We start from the raw sequence: 13,614 nt of genomic DNA, 5'->3' as shown, positions 1-13,614 counted from the left end.
TACGAGAGGTCAGTATTTATACCTGTTCCTGAAGCCGTTTGCCACCTTAGCACGAAGTTAAAATATAACGTCGTCACATTTCACTTTTTAACTCCCAAACTCCTCAACTCAATTTACTTCTTATATACCTGCACGCCATTCACATAAGTGCGGAGTACCTGCAGGCCGCGCATCTGGTCGTTCGGTACTTTCATCAGGTCGCGGTCTACGAGGATGAAATCGGCGAACTTGCCGGGCTCAAGGCTGCCTTTCTCGTTTTCTTCAAAAGCGGCTTTCGCTGCCCAGATCGTCATGCCGCGCAGGGCTTCTTCACGGCTCAGGGCATTCTCCATCTGGAAGCCACCTTCCGGCCAGTTCTCACCATCCTGACGGGCCACTGCTGCATGGAAGCCAAAGACCGGGTTAATGTCCTCTACTGGGAAATCACTGCCAAGCGGGATGTAGCCGTTCTGGTCGAGCAGTTGCTTGAAAGGGTAGGCGTGCGCGATACGTTCTTTGCCCAGGCGATCACCCGCCCAATACATATCAGACGTAGCATGCGTGGGCTGCACGGATGGCAGCACGCTATACCTGCCAAATTTGTCCATATCAGCAGGGTTGATGATCTGGGCGTGCTCTATACGCCAGCGCTTGTCGTTTTTTTCTTTCAGCACCTCACCGTAGATGTCGAGCAGCAGCCGGTTGGCAGAGTCGCCGATGGCGTGCGTGTTCATCTGGAAACCATGCTGATTCATTAGCGCGGCCAAGTCACGGAACTCCTGCTCAGAGGCCAGCAGGAAACCAAAATGACCATGCTTATCACTATAAGGCTTCAGGAGGCTAGCACCACGGGAGCCCAATGCACCATCAGAGTATACCTTAAAGGAGCGCACATTCAGACGATCGGTCTTATAAGGCCCGTTCGCAAAATAGTGGTCCTGGTTAACTTTGCCCGGGCTCATCATGGCGTACACACGCATCCGCAGCTCACCACTTTTGTGCATGGCATCCATTAAATCCACCGTGGACTTGTCCAGACCGGCGTCGGCTACGGATGTAAGGCCCACGGCAAAGCAGTTTTTCTCAGCGTTGATCAGTGCCTGGCGCTGTTCCTGCTCATCGGGCTCCGGTATTTTGGAGCTCACCAGTTCAATAGCATTGTCGACCAGGATGCCCGTCATTTTGCCGCCTTCCACTTCCACCAGACCGCCCACCATTTTGGTTTGCGGCGTAATGCCGGCCAGGTCCAGAGCTTTCTGGTTCACGAGCGCAGCATGACCGTCTATGCGGGTGAGGATGATGGGCGTGTTCGGGAAGAGCTGGTCCAGGGTGTCTTTGGTCGGGAATTCCTTCACCCCCCAGTCGTTCTGGTCCCAGCCGCGGCCTGTGATCCAGTCCGCCTCCGGGTAGGCCTTTTGCTGCTCCACTACTTTCTGCACTACTTCCTTAAATGAGGTGGTACCCACCAGATCAGCCGACTGCAGCGCCAGCCCATAGCGGTAAAAGTGGGCGTGTCCGTCATTCAGACCAGGATAGATGGTCTTCCCTTCGGCGTCAAGTTCTTCGGTGGCGCTATACCTGGCCCGGATGTCGGCTGTCGTACCTACGGCCACGATCTTGCCGTCTTTCACAGCAAAGGCCTCGGCCTGGTCGAAGTTCTCGTTCACGGTGTACACGTTGCCGTTGTACACGATCAGGTCAACCGACTCGCTGCCGGTAGTACTGGTGTTGCAGCTGCTCAGGAGAGTGAGGCCCAGCAGGGTGCCGGCTGCAAAGGAGCGTAGTGTTTTTTTCATGTATCTGTTTATTCAAAACGCATGTGTTTCACCGATTCGCCAGAGTTGATCAGTTCGATCAGGGAGTCGATGCCGATGCTCAGGTGCTTTTCTACATAATTGGTCGTCACGAGCTTGTCGCTTTCCGAGGTCTTCACACCTTCCGGAATCATCGGGTTGTCCGACACGAGCAGCAGCGCGCCGTGGGGAATTTCGTTGATAAAGCCGACAGTAAAGATCGTAGCCGTTTCCATGTCAATGCCCATGGCGCGGATCTGCCGCAGGTACTCTTTGAAGTCTTCGTCGTGCTCCCAAACGCGGCGGTTAGTAGTGTATACCGTGCCGGTCCAGTAGTCCATCTCGTGCTTTTTGATCATGGACGAAACGGCACGCTGTAGACGGAACGAAGGCAAAGCCGGGATTTCTGGTGGCAGATAGTCATCGGATGTACCCTCGCCGCGGATGGCCGCGATAGGCAGGATCAGGTCACCGATGGCTGTTTTTCTTTTCAACCCGCCGCACTTGCCCAGGAACAGGGCCGCTTTTGGCTTGATGGAGGATAGGAGGTCCATCACCGTAGCTGCCATGGCGCTTCCCATGCCAAAGTTGATGATGGTGATGTTATTGGCCGTAGCCGTCTGCATGGGTTTGTCCAGGCCCTTTATCTCCACGCCGAACCGGTCGGCGAACATACGCACGTAGTTGATGAAGTTGGTGAGCAGAATATACTCGCCAAATTCATTTAAAGGCACACCGGTATACCTTGGCAACCAGTCGCTTACGATCTCTTCTTTACTCTTCATGTTTTAAATATAAGTAATATAGGTATAAAAAAGCTGCCTTGGCAAGGGAGTTTGCTGGGGCGGAGGCTTTAAAATTGGTAAATTGCCTTATGGAAATGCTCAACTTACCGACGTTTGACTACAAAATTAAGCATTCTGGCGCTAATATCATGATTTTTGACGCTTTACGGCGCAAATATGTATTGCTGACACCGGAGGAGTGGGTGCGACAGCATTTTGTGCATTTCCTGATTGGCACGCACCGTTATCCGAAAAGCCTCATCAGTATAGAACGCGGCACTACCTACAACAAGTTACAGAAGCGCACCGATATGTGCGTTTACGACCAGTCGGGCAAGCCCTACCTGCTGGTGGAGTGCAAAGCCGCGCACGTCCCCATCACGCAGGAGGTGGTGAAGCAAGTGTCGGTCTACAACCAGGTGCTGCAGGCCAGGTATGTGGTCATCACCAACGGCATGGACCACTACTGCTGGGAAGTCGATTTCGAGACCCGCCAGTTTACGCCCTTGCAGGGTATACCAACTTTCGGAGCGGAGGTATAGCGTTTACTTTTTGCGGGCTATACCTGCTGTTGAGTCTAATTCCTTGCGCGACCAGAAATAAAGGTCGTTAGCGAGCATCTTGTTTTTGAAGTACTGGACATAAGCTTTCAACTGCTGCCCCTGCGTAGCATCCTCTACTGGGGCAGGGGCCAGTTCCGGGAAGGTATGGAAGCGTACTTCATCAGTTGCCGTCAGTTCAGCCACGCCATCCTGCTGCACCATAAAATACGAAACACCGTTGTAAAGCAGCGCATGCCCGGTAGCAGCACTATCCAGCACCGACTGGCCAAAGAGCATCAGTTTATCGGTAGGCAGTTGCAGGTAATCCACCATCGTAGGCAGAATATCGGCATGCTGCGTGACCTTATGTACATCCACCTGCAGCTTTTTGGCCGGATGAAAGAGCAGGAGCGGTACCCGGTGATAGCCCAGTTCGTTCTGATATTCCGGCCGGATGCTTTTCTGGGTGTGGTCGGCCACCAGTATGAACAGCGTGTTTTCGTACCAGGGTTGCTTAGAGGCTGCCTTAAAAAACTCCCGCAGGGCGTAATCGGCATAGCCCACCGACTCGTGTATCTCCAGCTCGCCCTTGGGGAATCTGCCTTTGTACTGGGCAGGCACGGTATAGGGCTGGTGGGAGCTGAGCGTGAAGACCGTACTGAAGAAGGGCTGCTGAAATCTGCTCATTTCCTGTACCGTGTACTGCAGGTAGGGCTCGTCAAAGATGCCCCAGTTGCCGTCAAAATGCGCTGCCCGGAGTTCCGAAGGATATTCATCCAAGCCGTAGTAGTGCTGTATACCTGCCATCTGGGTATACTGGTTAAAGCCCATCGTGCCATTAGTCGCACCGTGGAAGAAGGCCGTAGTATAGCCGGCGTTTCGCAGCAAATGCCCGGCACTGTAAATCGTGTTGGACTGGTAGGGCGAAGTGATGTAAGGATCGGGCAGGAGCGAAGGCAGGCCGGACAGGATGGAAGGCAGCGCTTCGATGGATTTACGTCCATTGGCAAAGCTGTTTCGGAACAGCAGTCCCTGGGTAGCCAGTGAATCCAGGAAGGGGGTATAGCCTTCGCCGTTGTTCAGAGCTCCAACGTATTCCGAGGCGAAACTTTCCAGGATGATTAGCACCACATTTTCCCGAAGCGGCTCTCCGGCAGGTAAAGCATACCTGCCCGGCTTTACCGGCAGATTGGCCAGGAGCTCTTCGTCGGAACCATAAAAGTGCTTCTCTTCTATAGTAGCCTTACCGATGCTCTTGATAAAGGTAAAAGGTGTGTTGAGCGACAAATGCCCAAGCGAAGCATGTTCGTGCACAAAAGCATGGGCCGGACGCAAGGGTTTTAGTTGAATGCCTCCCCGGATACCCAGTACCACAAAGCCTGCCACCAGCAGCAGGCGCACGTAGCGCTGCCACAGCACGGGTCGCCGCTCAGGTATAGCAGCAGCGGTAGGGTATAGTTTGACTATGGCGAAGACCAATCCTGCAAAGACAAGGCCCATGTACCAGTAGTAGCCGGCCAACTGCCCGAGTTGCCCCAGCACATCGCCGGTTATGGTGAGCACCTCGTTGCCCGACCGTCGGCCGATAAACTTAAAGAACTCTACATCAACCAGCGCCAGCGCGATAAAAGGGGCGTTAGTGAGCACAAATAGCCACTGTAGCGTTCGCTGAAAGGTGGGATGCTGCAAATTGCCATGCGGCAGCAATGACAGGAGTATAAAGAGCGAGTTGATGATAACGAGCGCCGCCACGTCGAAACGGAGGCCATGCACGAAAGCCAGCGCCACCTCCCCGGCAGGGGCTTCGGCAAAGTGGCCGAAGTTGAAGACAAAGAAAATGGCGCGCAGCAAGGTATAGAGCAGAAACACGAGCCCTAAGCGGCGCAGCAGCAGTTGAAATGAACTGTCAAACATCAGTCAGAATAGAGAGTCTTGGCATATGGGCTACCGTTGAAGTTGAGGCAGGCCGGCATTAAAACACAAAGATATCGAAAATGGTGCGCTTTTGGTAAACTCCCTAAAACATGAGCGCCTTCCCGATGAGATCAGGAAGGCGCTCGTTTATAAATCAGGCTATACCTTAATTATAGAACAGAGTTAACTTCGGTATACTCCAGGTTGAAGGCTTCTGCCACACCTTTGTATACTACTTTGCCCTGTACTACGTTCAGGCCTTTCTTCAACTCTTCACTGTCGGAGCAAGCTTTCTTCCAGCCTTTGTTAGCAAGTTGGATCGCGTAAGGCAGGGTAGCGTTGGTAAGCGCCAGTGTGGAAGTGTAAGGTACGGCACCCGGCATGTTGGCTACGCAGTAATGCACCACATCGTCAATGATGAAAGTCGGATTTTCGTGCGTAGTCGGCTTGCAGGTTTCGATACAACCGCCCTGGTCAACAGCAACGTCTACCACCACAGTACCCGGACGCATTTCCTTCAGCATTTCGCGTGTGATCAGGCGAGGGGCCTTAGCACCCGGGATCAGCACGGCACCGATAATCAGGTCGTGTGTAGGAAGCAGTTCGCGGATGTTGTATTCGTTCGACATGAAGGTGTTCACGTTCGCTGGCATGATATCGTCCAGGTAGCGCAGACGGGCCAGGTTCGTGTCCAGGATCGTTACATCAGCACCCATACCTGCCGCCATCTTGGCTGCGTTGGTACCTACGATGCCACCACCCAGGATCATCACTTTGGCTGGACGAACACCCGGTACGCCACCCAGCAAAATACCGCGGCCTTTCAGTGGTTTCTCCAGGTACTTGGCTCCCTGCTGAATGGACATACGGCCCGCCACCTCTGACATTGGTACCAGCAATGGAAGGCTTCTGTCAGCGCGCTCCACCGTTTCGTACGACAAGCAAACTGCCTTGCGCTCGATCATGGCGTTGGTAAGCGGCTCATGCGAGGCGAAGTGGAAATAAGTGAACAGCAACTGATCTTCCTTGATCAGGTTGTACTCTGACTCAATCGGCTCTTTCACCTTGATGATCATTTCCGCGATGCCGTATACCTCCTCAATGCTTGGCAGGATCGTAGCGCCAGCCTGGGCATACATATCGTCCGGGAAACCGCTGCCTTCGCCGGCGGTAGCCTGTACATACACGGTGTGGCCGTTGCGCACCAGTTCCACCACGCCGGCAGGAGTTACGCCTACGCGGTTTTCGTTATTCTTGATTTCCTTTGGAACACCAATAATCATGTCTTTATTTCTTATAGTATTAGTTATTGGAAAAGCTGCGCAAATATACCATATCTATCTTGAAATAAAAGGCTAAACACAAAAGCAGTTTTAACAATGTTGGTGCCGATGCAGTGGGCTGATTTAAAGTGCCTTGGAAAAGAGAAGGGGGTAGGTGCGGGTCATTGACAGCGGCTTGTTGAGGATTGCGCCTGGTTGGCGGCGTTCGGGTGGCTGGAAATTGTATCGTGCTACGCTGCCAGCATTTTTGGAAAGGTATAAAATGAAAAAAGGCAGTGATAGAATCACTGCCATTAGTACAAAATAAAACTATGAAAAAAACTATCTGAAAGGTACCGGCTGATTGCCCTCCCTTAACATATTCTTTTGAGCCAGACTTTCTACTACATTCGCCTTCAGCGTCAGCTTCAGGTCTGGCATTACGATATCATTTGAAACGATGGTTACCACCTCATTTTGCTCCTTTAACATTGTAGGAATATAGGTTAGTTCCAAAGTTGCCTGCTGTCCTGGTTTTATTGCTGGTTGCGAAACTTTATAGGTTACGCAGTTGCAATTTGCCTTCACGCCCTGCACCACCAGGTCCTGCCGACCTGTGTTTTTGATTGTGAACTTAGCCACGGCTTTTTGTCCTTTTTCAAGTTTTCCGAAGCTGTGTGAAGTAGTTCCAACAGCCAAACGCGGCGAATTTGCTTTTTGTTCCGGCGTGTGGCTAGTTTTTAAATCTTTTGGGCCAACCTCTCCCTTAATGAAGATAACGGCCTGTGGCGTAGCAGCGTTGGAGATCACAGAAATAGACTTGTGGAAGGGACCCGGACGGCCGTTGCTGTTGTACATGGCCTTGATCACACCCGTTTTGCCCGGCATGATGGGGTCTTTTGTCCACTCTGGCGTTGTGCAGCCGCAGGAAGGCTGTACCTGGGCTATAACCACAGGCTTGTCGCCTACGTTCTTCACTACAAACTCGTAAGAAGCGATCACGCCCTCGGCAAATGTGCCAAAGTCATGGGTCTCTTTCTCAAACTTGAGTTCGCCCTGTGCCTGGGCTGAAAAACCAGCCAACAGCAGGCTAAGCACGGTAAGAAGGTAAAATTTTCTGTTCATAATGCGAATTAAAGAAATTTTGCGACTTGTAAAAAGGAGTTTAAGCAAACAAACAAAGATATAAAATCTTTTGACAAAAAGACAAGCCAACGAGCAGGAGGTTGCCGGCCTGCACTAGCCTCAAATTTGATTTTAGGCTAATATTCTGTACTTTTGATGATAAATTCCACAATTAGCTTTTACAGACGAGACATGCAAACTGCTGAAGCATCTATAACTCAACGACTAAGCACTCAGGAAATATTAAACGACTACCGCCTTGCCTGGGAGAGCCGCCACGCGAGCCTTGCCGGCCGCAAAGAGGTTTTCATGGGCAAAGCCAAGTTCGGTATTTTCGGCGATGGCAAGGAAGTAGCCCAGCTGGCCATGGCCAAGTTCTTCCAGAACGGCGATTTTCGCTCCGGCTATTACCGCGACCAGACTTTCATGTTCGCCATCGGTGAACTGACGCTCCAGCAATATTTCGCACAATTATATGCGCATACCGATGTAGAGGCCGAGCCCTCCACAGCCGGCCGCGCCATGAACGGCCACTTCGGCACCCGCCTGCTCGACGAAGAGGGGAACTGGAAGAACCTGATGGAGCAGAAAAACTCTAGCTCCGATATTTCGCCTACCGCCTCCCAAATGCCCCGCCTGGTAGGCTTGGCCTATGCATCCAAACTATACCGTCAGAATCCTGATCTGCAGGGCATGCAGCAGTTTTCTGTGAACGGCAACGAGGTGGCCTTCGGTACCATTGGCAACGCCTCGACTTCGGAGGGTATGTTCTTCGAGGCCATCAACGCAGCCGGCGTACTGCAGGTGCCGATGCTGGTATCGGTGTGGGACGATGGCTATGGTATTTCGGTGCCGGCGGAGTACCAGACCACCAAAGGCAGTATTTCAGAGATTCTGGCCGGTTTCCAGCGCAACAGCCGCGAGGAGCAGGGCTACGAGATATTTAAAGTAAAGGGCTGGGATTATCTGGCGCTTTGCGAAACTTACGAGGCAGCCGTGAAGGTATGCCGCGAGGAACATGTACCGGTGCTGGTGCACGTCGAGGAGATGACCCAGCCGCAAGGCCACTCCACTTCCGGCTCGCACGAAAGGTATAAGTCCAAGGACCGCCTGGCCTGGGAAGCGGAGTACGACTGCCTGGTGAAGATGCGCGAATGGATGCTGAGCGTTGGCGTAGCCACGGCCGAGCAGCTGGACCAGATCGAGGCAGAAGCCAGAGAGGCTGTTCGACAGGCCCGCGGTGCTGCCTGGAACGCTTTTGCAGACGGCATCAAAGCTGACCACGAAGAGGCTTTGCAACTGATGGACAACCTGGCAGCTTCCAGCGAGCATATCACCGAAATTGCCACCATCACGGAGGAGCTCCGCAAAACCGGAACGCCGATCCGCAGCGATGCAGTGAGAGCCGTGCGCAAGGTGTTGCGCTATGTGCGCGACGAAAACAACCAGGCCAAGCGCGAATTAGTTGGCTGGCTGGAGCAGACCTTGGGCGAGAACACCGACCGCTTCAACTCATATTTATACAGCCAGTCTGAAGAGGCTGCTTTGCTGGTGGAGGAAGTGAAGCCTGAGTTTGCGGAAGACGCCCCGCTCGTGGACGGTCGCGAAGTGCTGCAGGCCTGCTTTGATGCCATGCTGTCCCGTGACCCGCGTGTGTTTGCCATCGGCGAAGACGTGGGCCGCATCGGAGACGTGAACCAAGCCTTTGCCGGCTTGCAGGAGAAGCACGGCGAGCTGCGCGTCACCGACACAGGTATACGCGAGTGCACCATCATCGGGCAAGGTATAGGCGCGGCCCTGCGTGGTCTTCGCCCGATCACCGAGATCCAGTACCTCGACTACTTATTATATGCAATCCAGATTCTGTCGGATGACGTGGCCTGCCTGCAGTACCGCACCAAAGGTGGCCAGAAGGCTCCTCTGATCGTGCGTACCCGCGGTCACCGTCTGGAGGGTATCTGGCACTCCGGTTCCCCGATCGGTATGATCCTGAATAGCATTAGAGGGATGCATGTGCTGGTACCGCGCGATATGACGCAGGCCGCAGGTTTCTACAACACCCTGCTCAAGTCTGACGAGCCGGCGCTGGTCATTGAGTGCCTCAACGGCTACCGCCTGAAGGAGCGCATACCTAGCAACATCGGAGAATTGACCGTGGCGCTGGGTAAGCCGGAGGTGTTGAAAGAAGGTTCGGATATCACCATTGTAACGTACGGCTCTATGTGCCGTATCGTGATGGAGGCCGCCCGCCAGCTGGAGGATTTTGGTATTTCAGCCGAGGTGATTGACGTGCAGTCGTTGTTGCCGTTTGACCTGGAGCACACGATCACCGACTCGATCCGCAAGACCAACCGCGTACTGTTCGCTGATGAGGACGTTCCGGGAGGCGCCACTGCCTACATGATGCAGCAGGTGGTGGACGAGCAGGGTGCCTGGCGCTACCTAGACTCCAAGCCGCAGTGCCTTTCTGCCCACGCACACCGTCCTCCGTACTCATCGGACGGCGATTACTTCTCTAAGCCAAACACAGAGGATGTCTTCGAGGCGGTATATGAGATCATGCACGAGGCAGACCCGAAAGCCTATCCGATCATTTATTAAGTCGGACTAATTTCAGGCAAAGAGCATAATAAGGCGAGTTGCTATACCGTGAAGGTATAGTAACTCGCCTTTATACTTTGGTAAGAGTTTGTCTATACCTCATTTTGGTAGCATTAGTGAGAATGATAACCAACGCAGAAATAATCAACCAGCCATATGCTGGTGAGTTTGAAGAAAGAGTTTACGATAACGATAATTCTTGGAACTCACAGAGTTGGACGTGGATAAAGTTCACCGAGAATAGCCAATATGAGTGGGTTGGCCAGTTCAGAGGGGCACCTATAGGGGTAGGTATTTCCACAATTCATAGTCAAATGCTGATAGTAACATCTGATTATCTATTCCTACTAAATCAGGGAAGTGGTCAGTTGCTCGAGTTTAAGGAAAACAATGGCTATAATGCTCTGACTGTATCGCCTAAAGGAGACTTTATTATTGGTAACTATTTTAACATAGACAAAATAGGTAAATCGCTACAAAATATTCGAACCATTGAGGGCCCGATTGGAATGGATAGGATAGAATTTAAGAAGTGGGAAGGTAATAAGCTAAACTTTAGCTGTGATGAATTTGCCAATTGGGATAGGCATTTAGATATGGAGTTGGATACGGGTGAATGGAAAATAAAAATAAAACCGCTGCCTAACAATAAGTAACGCGGCCTTGCCTCTTGGCGCTCGTCGAGTTTCGCTTAGTGCGGCCTAGGGGATTTGGTAAACACTAATCAGTCACCTGCCACCAGTTTTTCAATTCGTATGGAGGCGACTCAGGTATAGCACCCATCATGGCAAATCAGTAATCTGGCTTAACCCTTCGGTTTGGATCACTTCGTCCTGTTACTACATAAAAAAGAAAGGCCCCGTACCAAATGCTACAGAGCCTTTCACTTTTTCTATACCTTTTATAAGGATCAGCCTCCGGTTGGCTGAAACAAGGTTATTTCGTCTGTGGTCACGGTGTTACTGCGGTTGGGCACAGGAGTAGTGCGGTCGTAAATGAAGATATCGAACTTAATGACGGTGCCGGGTCGCAGTAAAGGAAACTCCGATGCGTTGATCTCGTTGATGCTGTACTTTATCTCGCCTTCCAGGGTTTCCGGGCGCTCATCTGCCGAAAGCCGCTGAAACCTTCCTGAGAACTGAAAACCCGGTACAGGGAAAGGGTAAGGCTCAAAACGGAAATTGCCCGGATTGTTCGGGTCTTCCGCCTTGATGTACATCACCGTGTGAAAATTCTGCTCGAACTCAGAGCCCTCATTAAAAGGAGGCTGAAAGTCCTGCGATTCCCGGTTGCTTGAAAGGCCAAGGTTGCCGTCTCCGTCTTTAAAACCGATGACCAATACGATCGAATCGCGTAAAGAGGTGATATCCGGTCGCTGAGGGAAAGGGGTGTCCACAAAATGGTACTGCTCCACGCGCCTGAACTCAATCTCAGGCACTACGTCGTAGACAGGTTCTTTGCGACAGGAGCTAAGGGCTAGCAGCAACAGCAGGCTGGCCGCACCATACTTTAGCATGTATCTCATGTAGGATCTCAGAAATTGAAGCTAAATTTACTAAATCAAACGAACAGATACAGGAATTGTTATAAATAATTTGGATGGATTTCAAAGCCCGACACCTGCAGCTTTTACTGGCCAACCAGCCTTTTGATTTTGAAGAAACTGCCCTAGCGCTATTCCAATACCAGGCAGCGCATAACCCCGTGTACCGCGACTATCTGCAGCACCTGGGCCGCAACCCGCAGCAGCTTAGCCGTGTAGAGGACATCCCTTTTCTACCCATCGAGTTCTTCAAGACGCATGAAGTGAAAACAGGTTCGTTTGAGCCGGAGGTGACTTTCTATAGCAGCGGCACCACCCAAATGACCCGCAGCCACCACCAGGTAGCCAGCCTGGACCTATACCTGAGCACCACAAAGCGCATTTTCGAATCATTTTACGGTCCCCTGACCGACTATGTGGTGCTCGCGCTGCTGCCCTCATACCTGGAGCAGGGCGGTTCGTCGCTGGTAGCCATGGTCGATTTTTTTATAAAGCAATCGGGGCAGCAGGAGGAGGGTTTTTACCTGCGCAACCACGACCAGCTGCTGCAGGCTGTAAAAGCGGTGCAGCAGAAAGGAAAGAAAGTGCTGCTGATCGGGGTGTCCTACGCCTTGCTCGACTGGGCCGATGAACTGAAGGGGCAGGAGGACTTCAGCGGCGTGACCATTATGGAGTCGGGCGGCATGAAGGGGCGACGCCGGGAGATGATTCGGGAGGAGTTACACGCCTACCTGAGAAAGGGTTTTGGCGTGGGAGAGATCCACTCGGAGTATGGCATGACGGAGCTGCTGTCGCAGGCTTACTCGCTAGGCGATGGCTTTTTCCATCCGGGCTATACCTTGCGCGTGCTGCTGCGCGACCTCAACGATCCTTTCGACATTCGACCGGGTATACGCTCTGGTGGCATCAACGTCATCGACCTGGCCAATGTAGATTCCTGTGCTTTTATCGAGACGAAAGACATCGGTCGTCTGAAACCAGATGGCACCTTCGAAGTGCTGGGCCGGTTCGATAATTCGGACATCCGGGGCTGTAATCTGCTGGTAGTCTGACATCCAAAATAACAATCTGACGTTTAAGCTGCCCATGGGTTACATATTCTTTATTACGCTGGTGGCAGGTATGCTGCTGCTCTTTTACAGGTGGGCCACCCGCCGGGAACGCTACCGCAAGGAAATTCTGAAAAAAGGCTTCCCGGTTGAGTGGCGGAAGATCCTGCAGGACAGGGTGGGCTTTTACCATACCCTGAAGACCGACGAAGAAAAGGAGCGTTTTGAACGGAAGCTCCTGCTTTTTGTGTCCGAAAAGCGCATCACAGGTATAGACACCGAGGTAGACGACACGACCAAAGTGCTGATCGGCTCGAGCGCCATCATCCCGATCTTTGGTTTCAAGGACTGGGAATACCATAACCTGGGCGAGGTGCTGGTTTTTCCGGGCAGCATCCACAGGTATAAGAACGAGGACAACGAAGCGGTTGCCGAGGTGCTGGGGCGGGTAAATCCTTTTCAGAATGATCATTACGTGACTTTGTCCAAACCGGCGCTGGAGCAGGGGTTCAATGACATGGCCGATCGCAAGAACGTAGGTATACACGAGTTTGCCCACATGCTCGACCAGGCCGACGGAGAGATAGACGGTGTACCGGAAGCGTACCTGCCCGATGATCTGGTGCGGCCCTGGAAAGAACTCATGTACCGCAAGATCAGCCAGATCGAAAAAGGGAAGTCGGACATAAACGAGTACGGCGCGACCAGCGAGGCAGAGTTCTTTGCGGTGGTAACGGAGTATTTTTTCGAAAAGCCCAACCAACTGGCCGAAAAGCATCCGCGGCTGTACGAAATGCTGACCAAGGTCTTTCAGCAGAATCCCAAAAGGAGGTTCCGCATCAACTTCCGGGAGCTGCTCAACCCCTATGGCAAAAGATTAGGGCGTAATGAGCCCTGCCCTTGCGGTAGCGGAAATAAGTATAAACAATGCTGTATGCTGAAACAGGGCAAAGCAGCTGCCTAAGGTATAAAACAGGTTACAACAAAAGCGCCCCAGCCAATCGGCAGGGGCGTTTTGCAT

At 52.3% G+C, this 13,614-nt stretch carries 11 protein-coding genes; 5 read left to right on the top strand and 6 right to left on the bottom strand.

What is annotated here, in order from left to right:
* Positions 1 to 113: 113 nt before the first annotated feature.
* Positions 114 to 1,775, bottom strand: coding sequence for an amidohydrolase (locus IEV97_RS01815; protein ID WP_188499794.1), 1,662 nt, complete (start codon positions 1,773 to 1,775; stop codon positions 114 to 116).
* Positions 1,776 to 1,783: 8 nt separating this feature from the next.
* Entirely contained in the window at positions 1,784 to 2,557 is a 774-nt protein-coding gene (locus IEV97_RS01810) for an AMP nucleosidase (RefSeq protein ID WP_188499793.1), read from the bottom strand.
* A gap of 89 nt (positions 2,558 to 2,646) precedes the next feature.
* Here IEV97_RS01810 and IEV97_RS01805 point away from each other — a divergent pair, with 89 nt between their 5' ends.
* On the top strand, positions 2,647 to 3,099 hold the full coding sequence (locus IEV97_RS01805) for a type I restriction enzyme HsdR N-terminal domain-containing protein (protein WP_188499792.1): 453 nt from the start codon (positions 2,647 to 2,649) through the stop codon (positions 3,097 to 3,099).
* Positions 3,100 to 3,102: 3 nt separating this feature from the next.
* On the opposite strand, the gene IEV97_RS01800 is transcribed toward IEV97_RS01805, so the two are convergent.
* From IEV97_RS01800 to IEV97_RS01790, 3 genes are all read right to left on the bottom strand, one after another.
* Positions 3,103 to 5,013, bottom strand: coding sequence for an LTA synthase family protein (locus IEV97_RS01800; RefSeq protein WP_188499791.1), 1,911 nt, complete (start codon positions 5,011 to 5,013; stop codon positions 3,103 to 3,105).
* A gap of 170 nt (positions 5,014 to 5,183) precedes the next feature.
* Entirely contained in the window at positions 5,184 to 6,296 is a 1,113-nt protein-coding gene (gene ald / locus IEV97_RS01795) for an alanine dehydrogenase (RefSeq protein ID WP_188499790.1), read from the bottom strand.
* A 321-nt stretch (positions 6,297 to 6,617) separates the two neighbouring features.
* Entirely contained in the window at positions 6,618 to 7,400 is a 783-nt protein-coding gene (locus IEV97_RS01790; protein WP_188499789.1) for a DUF1573 domain-containing protein, read from the bottom strand.
* A gap of 192 nt (positions 7,401 to 7,592) precedes the next feature.
* On the opposite strand from IEV97_RS01790, the gene IEV97_RS01785 reads away from it, so the two are divergent.
* On the top strand, positions 7,593 to 10,001 hold the full coding sequence (locus tag IEV97_RS01785) for an alpha-ketoacid dehydrogenase subunit alpha/beta (RefSeq protein ID WP_188499788.1): 2,409 nt from the start codon (positions 7,593 to 7,595) through the stop codon (positions 9,999 to 10,001).
* A gap of 122 nt (positions 10,002 to 10,123) precedes the next feature.
* Positions 10,124 to 10,657 carry a hypothetical protein gene (locus IEV97_RS01780; protein WP_188499787.1) on the top strand — a complete coding sequence of 178 codons (534 nt, stop codon included), beginning with the start codon at positions 10,124 to 10,126 and terminating at the stop codon, positions 10,655 to 10,657.
* 254 nt (positions 10,658 to 10,911) lie between these two features.
* Here the strand turns inward: IEV97_RS01780 and IEV97_RS01775 are convergent, their stop codons facing one another.
* The gene (locus IEV97_RS01775) at positions 10,912 to 11,526 is read right to left on the bottom strand and encodes a hypothetical protein (RefSeq protein WP_188499786.1); all 615 of its coding nucleotides are present in this window, start codon (positions 11,524 to 11,526) and stop codon (positions 10,912 to 10,914) included.
* 74 nt (positions 11,527 to 11,600) lie between these two features.
* On the opposite strand from IEV97_RS01775, the gene IEV97_RS01770 reads away from it, so the two are divergent.
* The gene (locus IEV97_RS01770; protein WP_188499785.1) at positions 11,601 to 12,596 is read left to right on the top strand and encodes an acyl-CoA synthetase family protein; all 996 of its coding nucleotides are present in this window, start codon (positions 11,601 to 11,603) and stop codon (positions 12,594 to 12,596) included.
* 34 nt (positions 12,597 to 12,630) lie between these two features.
* On the top strand, positions 12,631 to 13,557 hold the full coding sequence (locus IEV97_RS01765) for a zinc-dependent peptidase (RefSeq protein WP_188499784.1): 927 nt from the start codon (positions 12,631 to 12,633) through the stop codon (positions 13,555 to 13,557).
* Positions 13,558 to 13,614 lie beyond the last annotated feature (57 nt).

It is taken from the genome of Pontibacter amylolyticus, assembly GCF_014638845.1.
Lineage (GTDB): Bacteria > Bacteroidota > Bacteroidia > Cytophagales > Hymenobacteraceae > Pontibacter > Pontibacter amylolyticus.
This window is presented reverse-complemented; position numbering and strand designations above follow the sequence as displayed.

Excerpts from the sequence above, each read along its gene's own strand:
- IEV97_RS01785 (WP_188499788.1), top strand. The coding sequence starts at position 7,593 with ATGCAAACTGCTGAAGCATCTATAACTCAACGACTAAGCACTCAGGAA.
- IEV97_RS01810 (WP_188499793.1), bottom strand. The coding sequence starts at position 2,557 with ATGAAGAGTAAAGAAGAGATCGTAAGCGACTGGTTGCCAAGGTATACC.
- IEV97_RS01800 (WP_188499791.1), bottom strand. The coding sequence starts at position 5,013 with ATGTTTGACAGTTCATTTCAACTGCTGCTGCGCCGCTTAGGGCTCGTG.
- IEV97_RS01765 (WP_188499784.1), top strand. The coding sequence starts at position 12,631 with ATGGGTTACATATTCTTTATTACGCTGGTGGCAGGTATGCTGCTGCTC.
- IEV97_RS01770 (WP_188499785.1), top strand. The coding sequence starts at position 11,601 with ATGGATTTCAAAGCCCGACACCTGCAGCTTTTACTGGCCAACCAGCCT.
- IEV97_RS01815 (WP_188499794.1), bottom strand. The coding sequence starts at position 1,775 with ATGAAAAAAACACTACGCTCCTTTGCAGCCGGCACCCTGCTGGGCCTC.
- IEV97_RS01780 (WP_188499787.1), top strand. The coding sequence starts at position 10,124 with ATGATAACCAACGCAGAAATAATCAACCAGCCATATGCTGGTGAGTTT.
- ald (WP_188499790.1), bottom strand. The coding sequence starts at position 6,296 with ATGATTATTGGTGTTCCAAAGGAAATCAAGAATAACGAAAACCGCGTA.
- IEV97_RS01805 (WP_188499792.1), top strand. The coding sequence starts at position 2,647 with ATGGAAATGCTCAACTTACCGACGTTTGACTACAAAATTAAGCATTCT.
- IEV97_RS01775 (WP_188499786.1), bottom strand. The coding sequence starts at position 11,526 with ATGAGATACATGCTAAAGTATGGTGCGGCCAGCCTGCTGTTGCTGCTA.
- IEV97_RS01790 (WP_188499789.1), bottom strand. The coding sequence starts at position 7,400 with ATGAACAGAAAATTTTACCTTCTTACCGTGCTTAGCCTGCTGTTGGCT.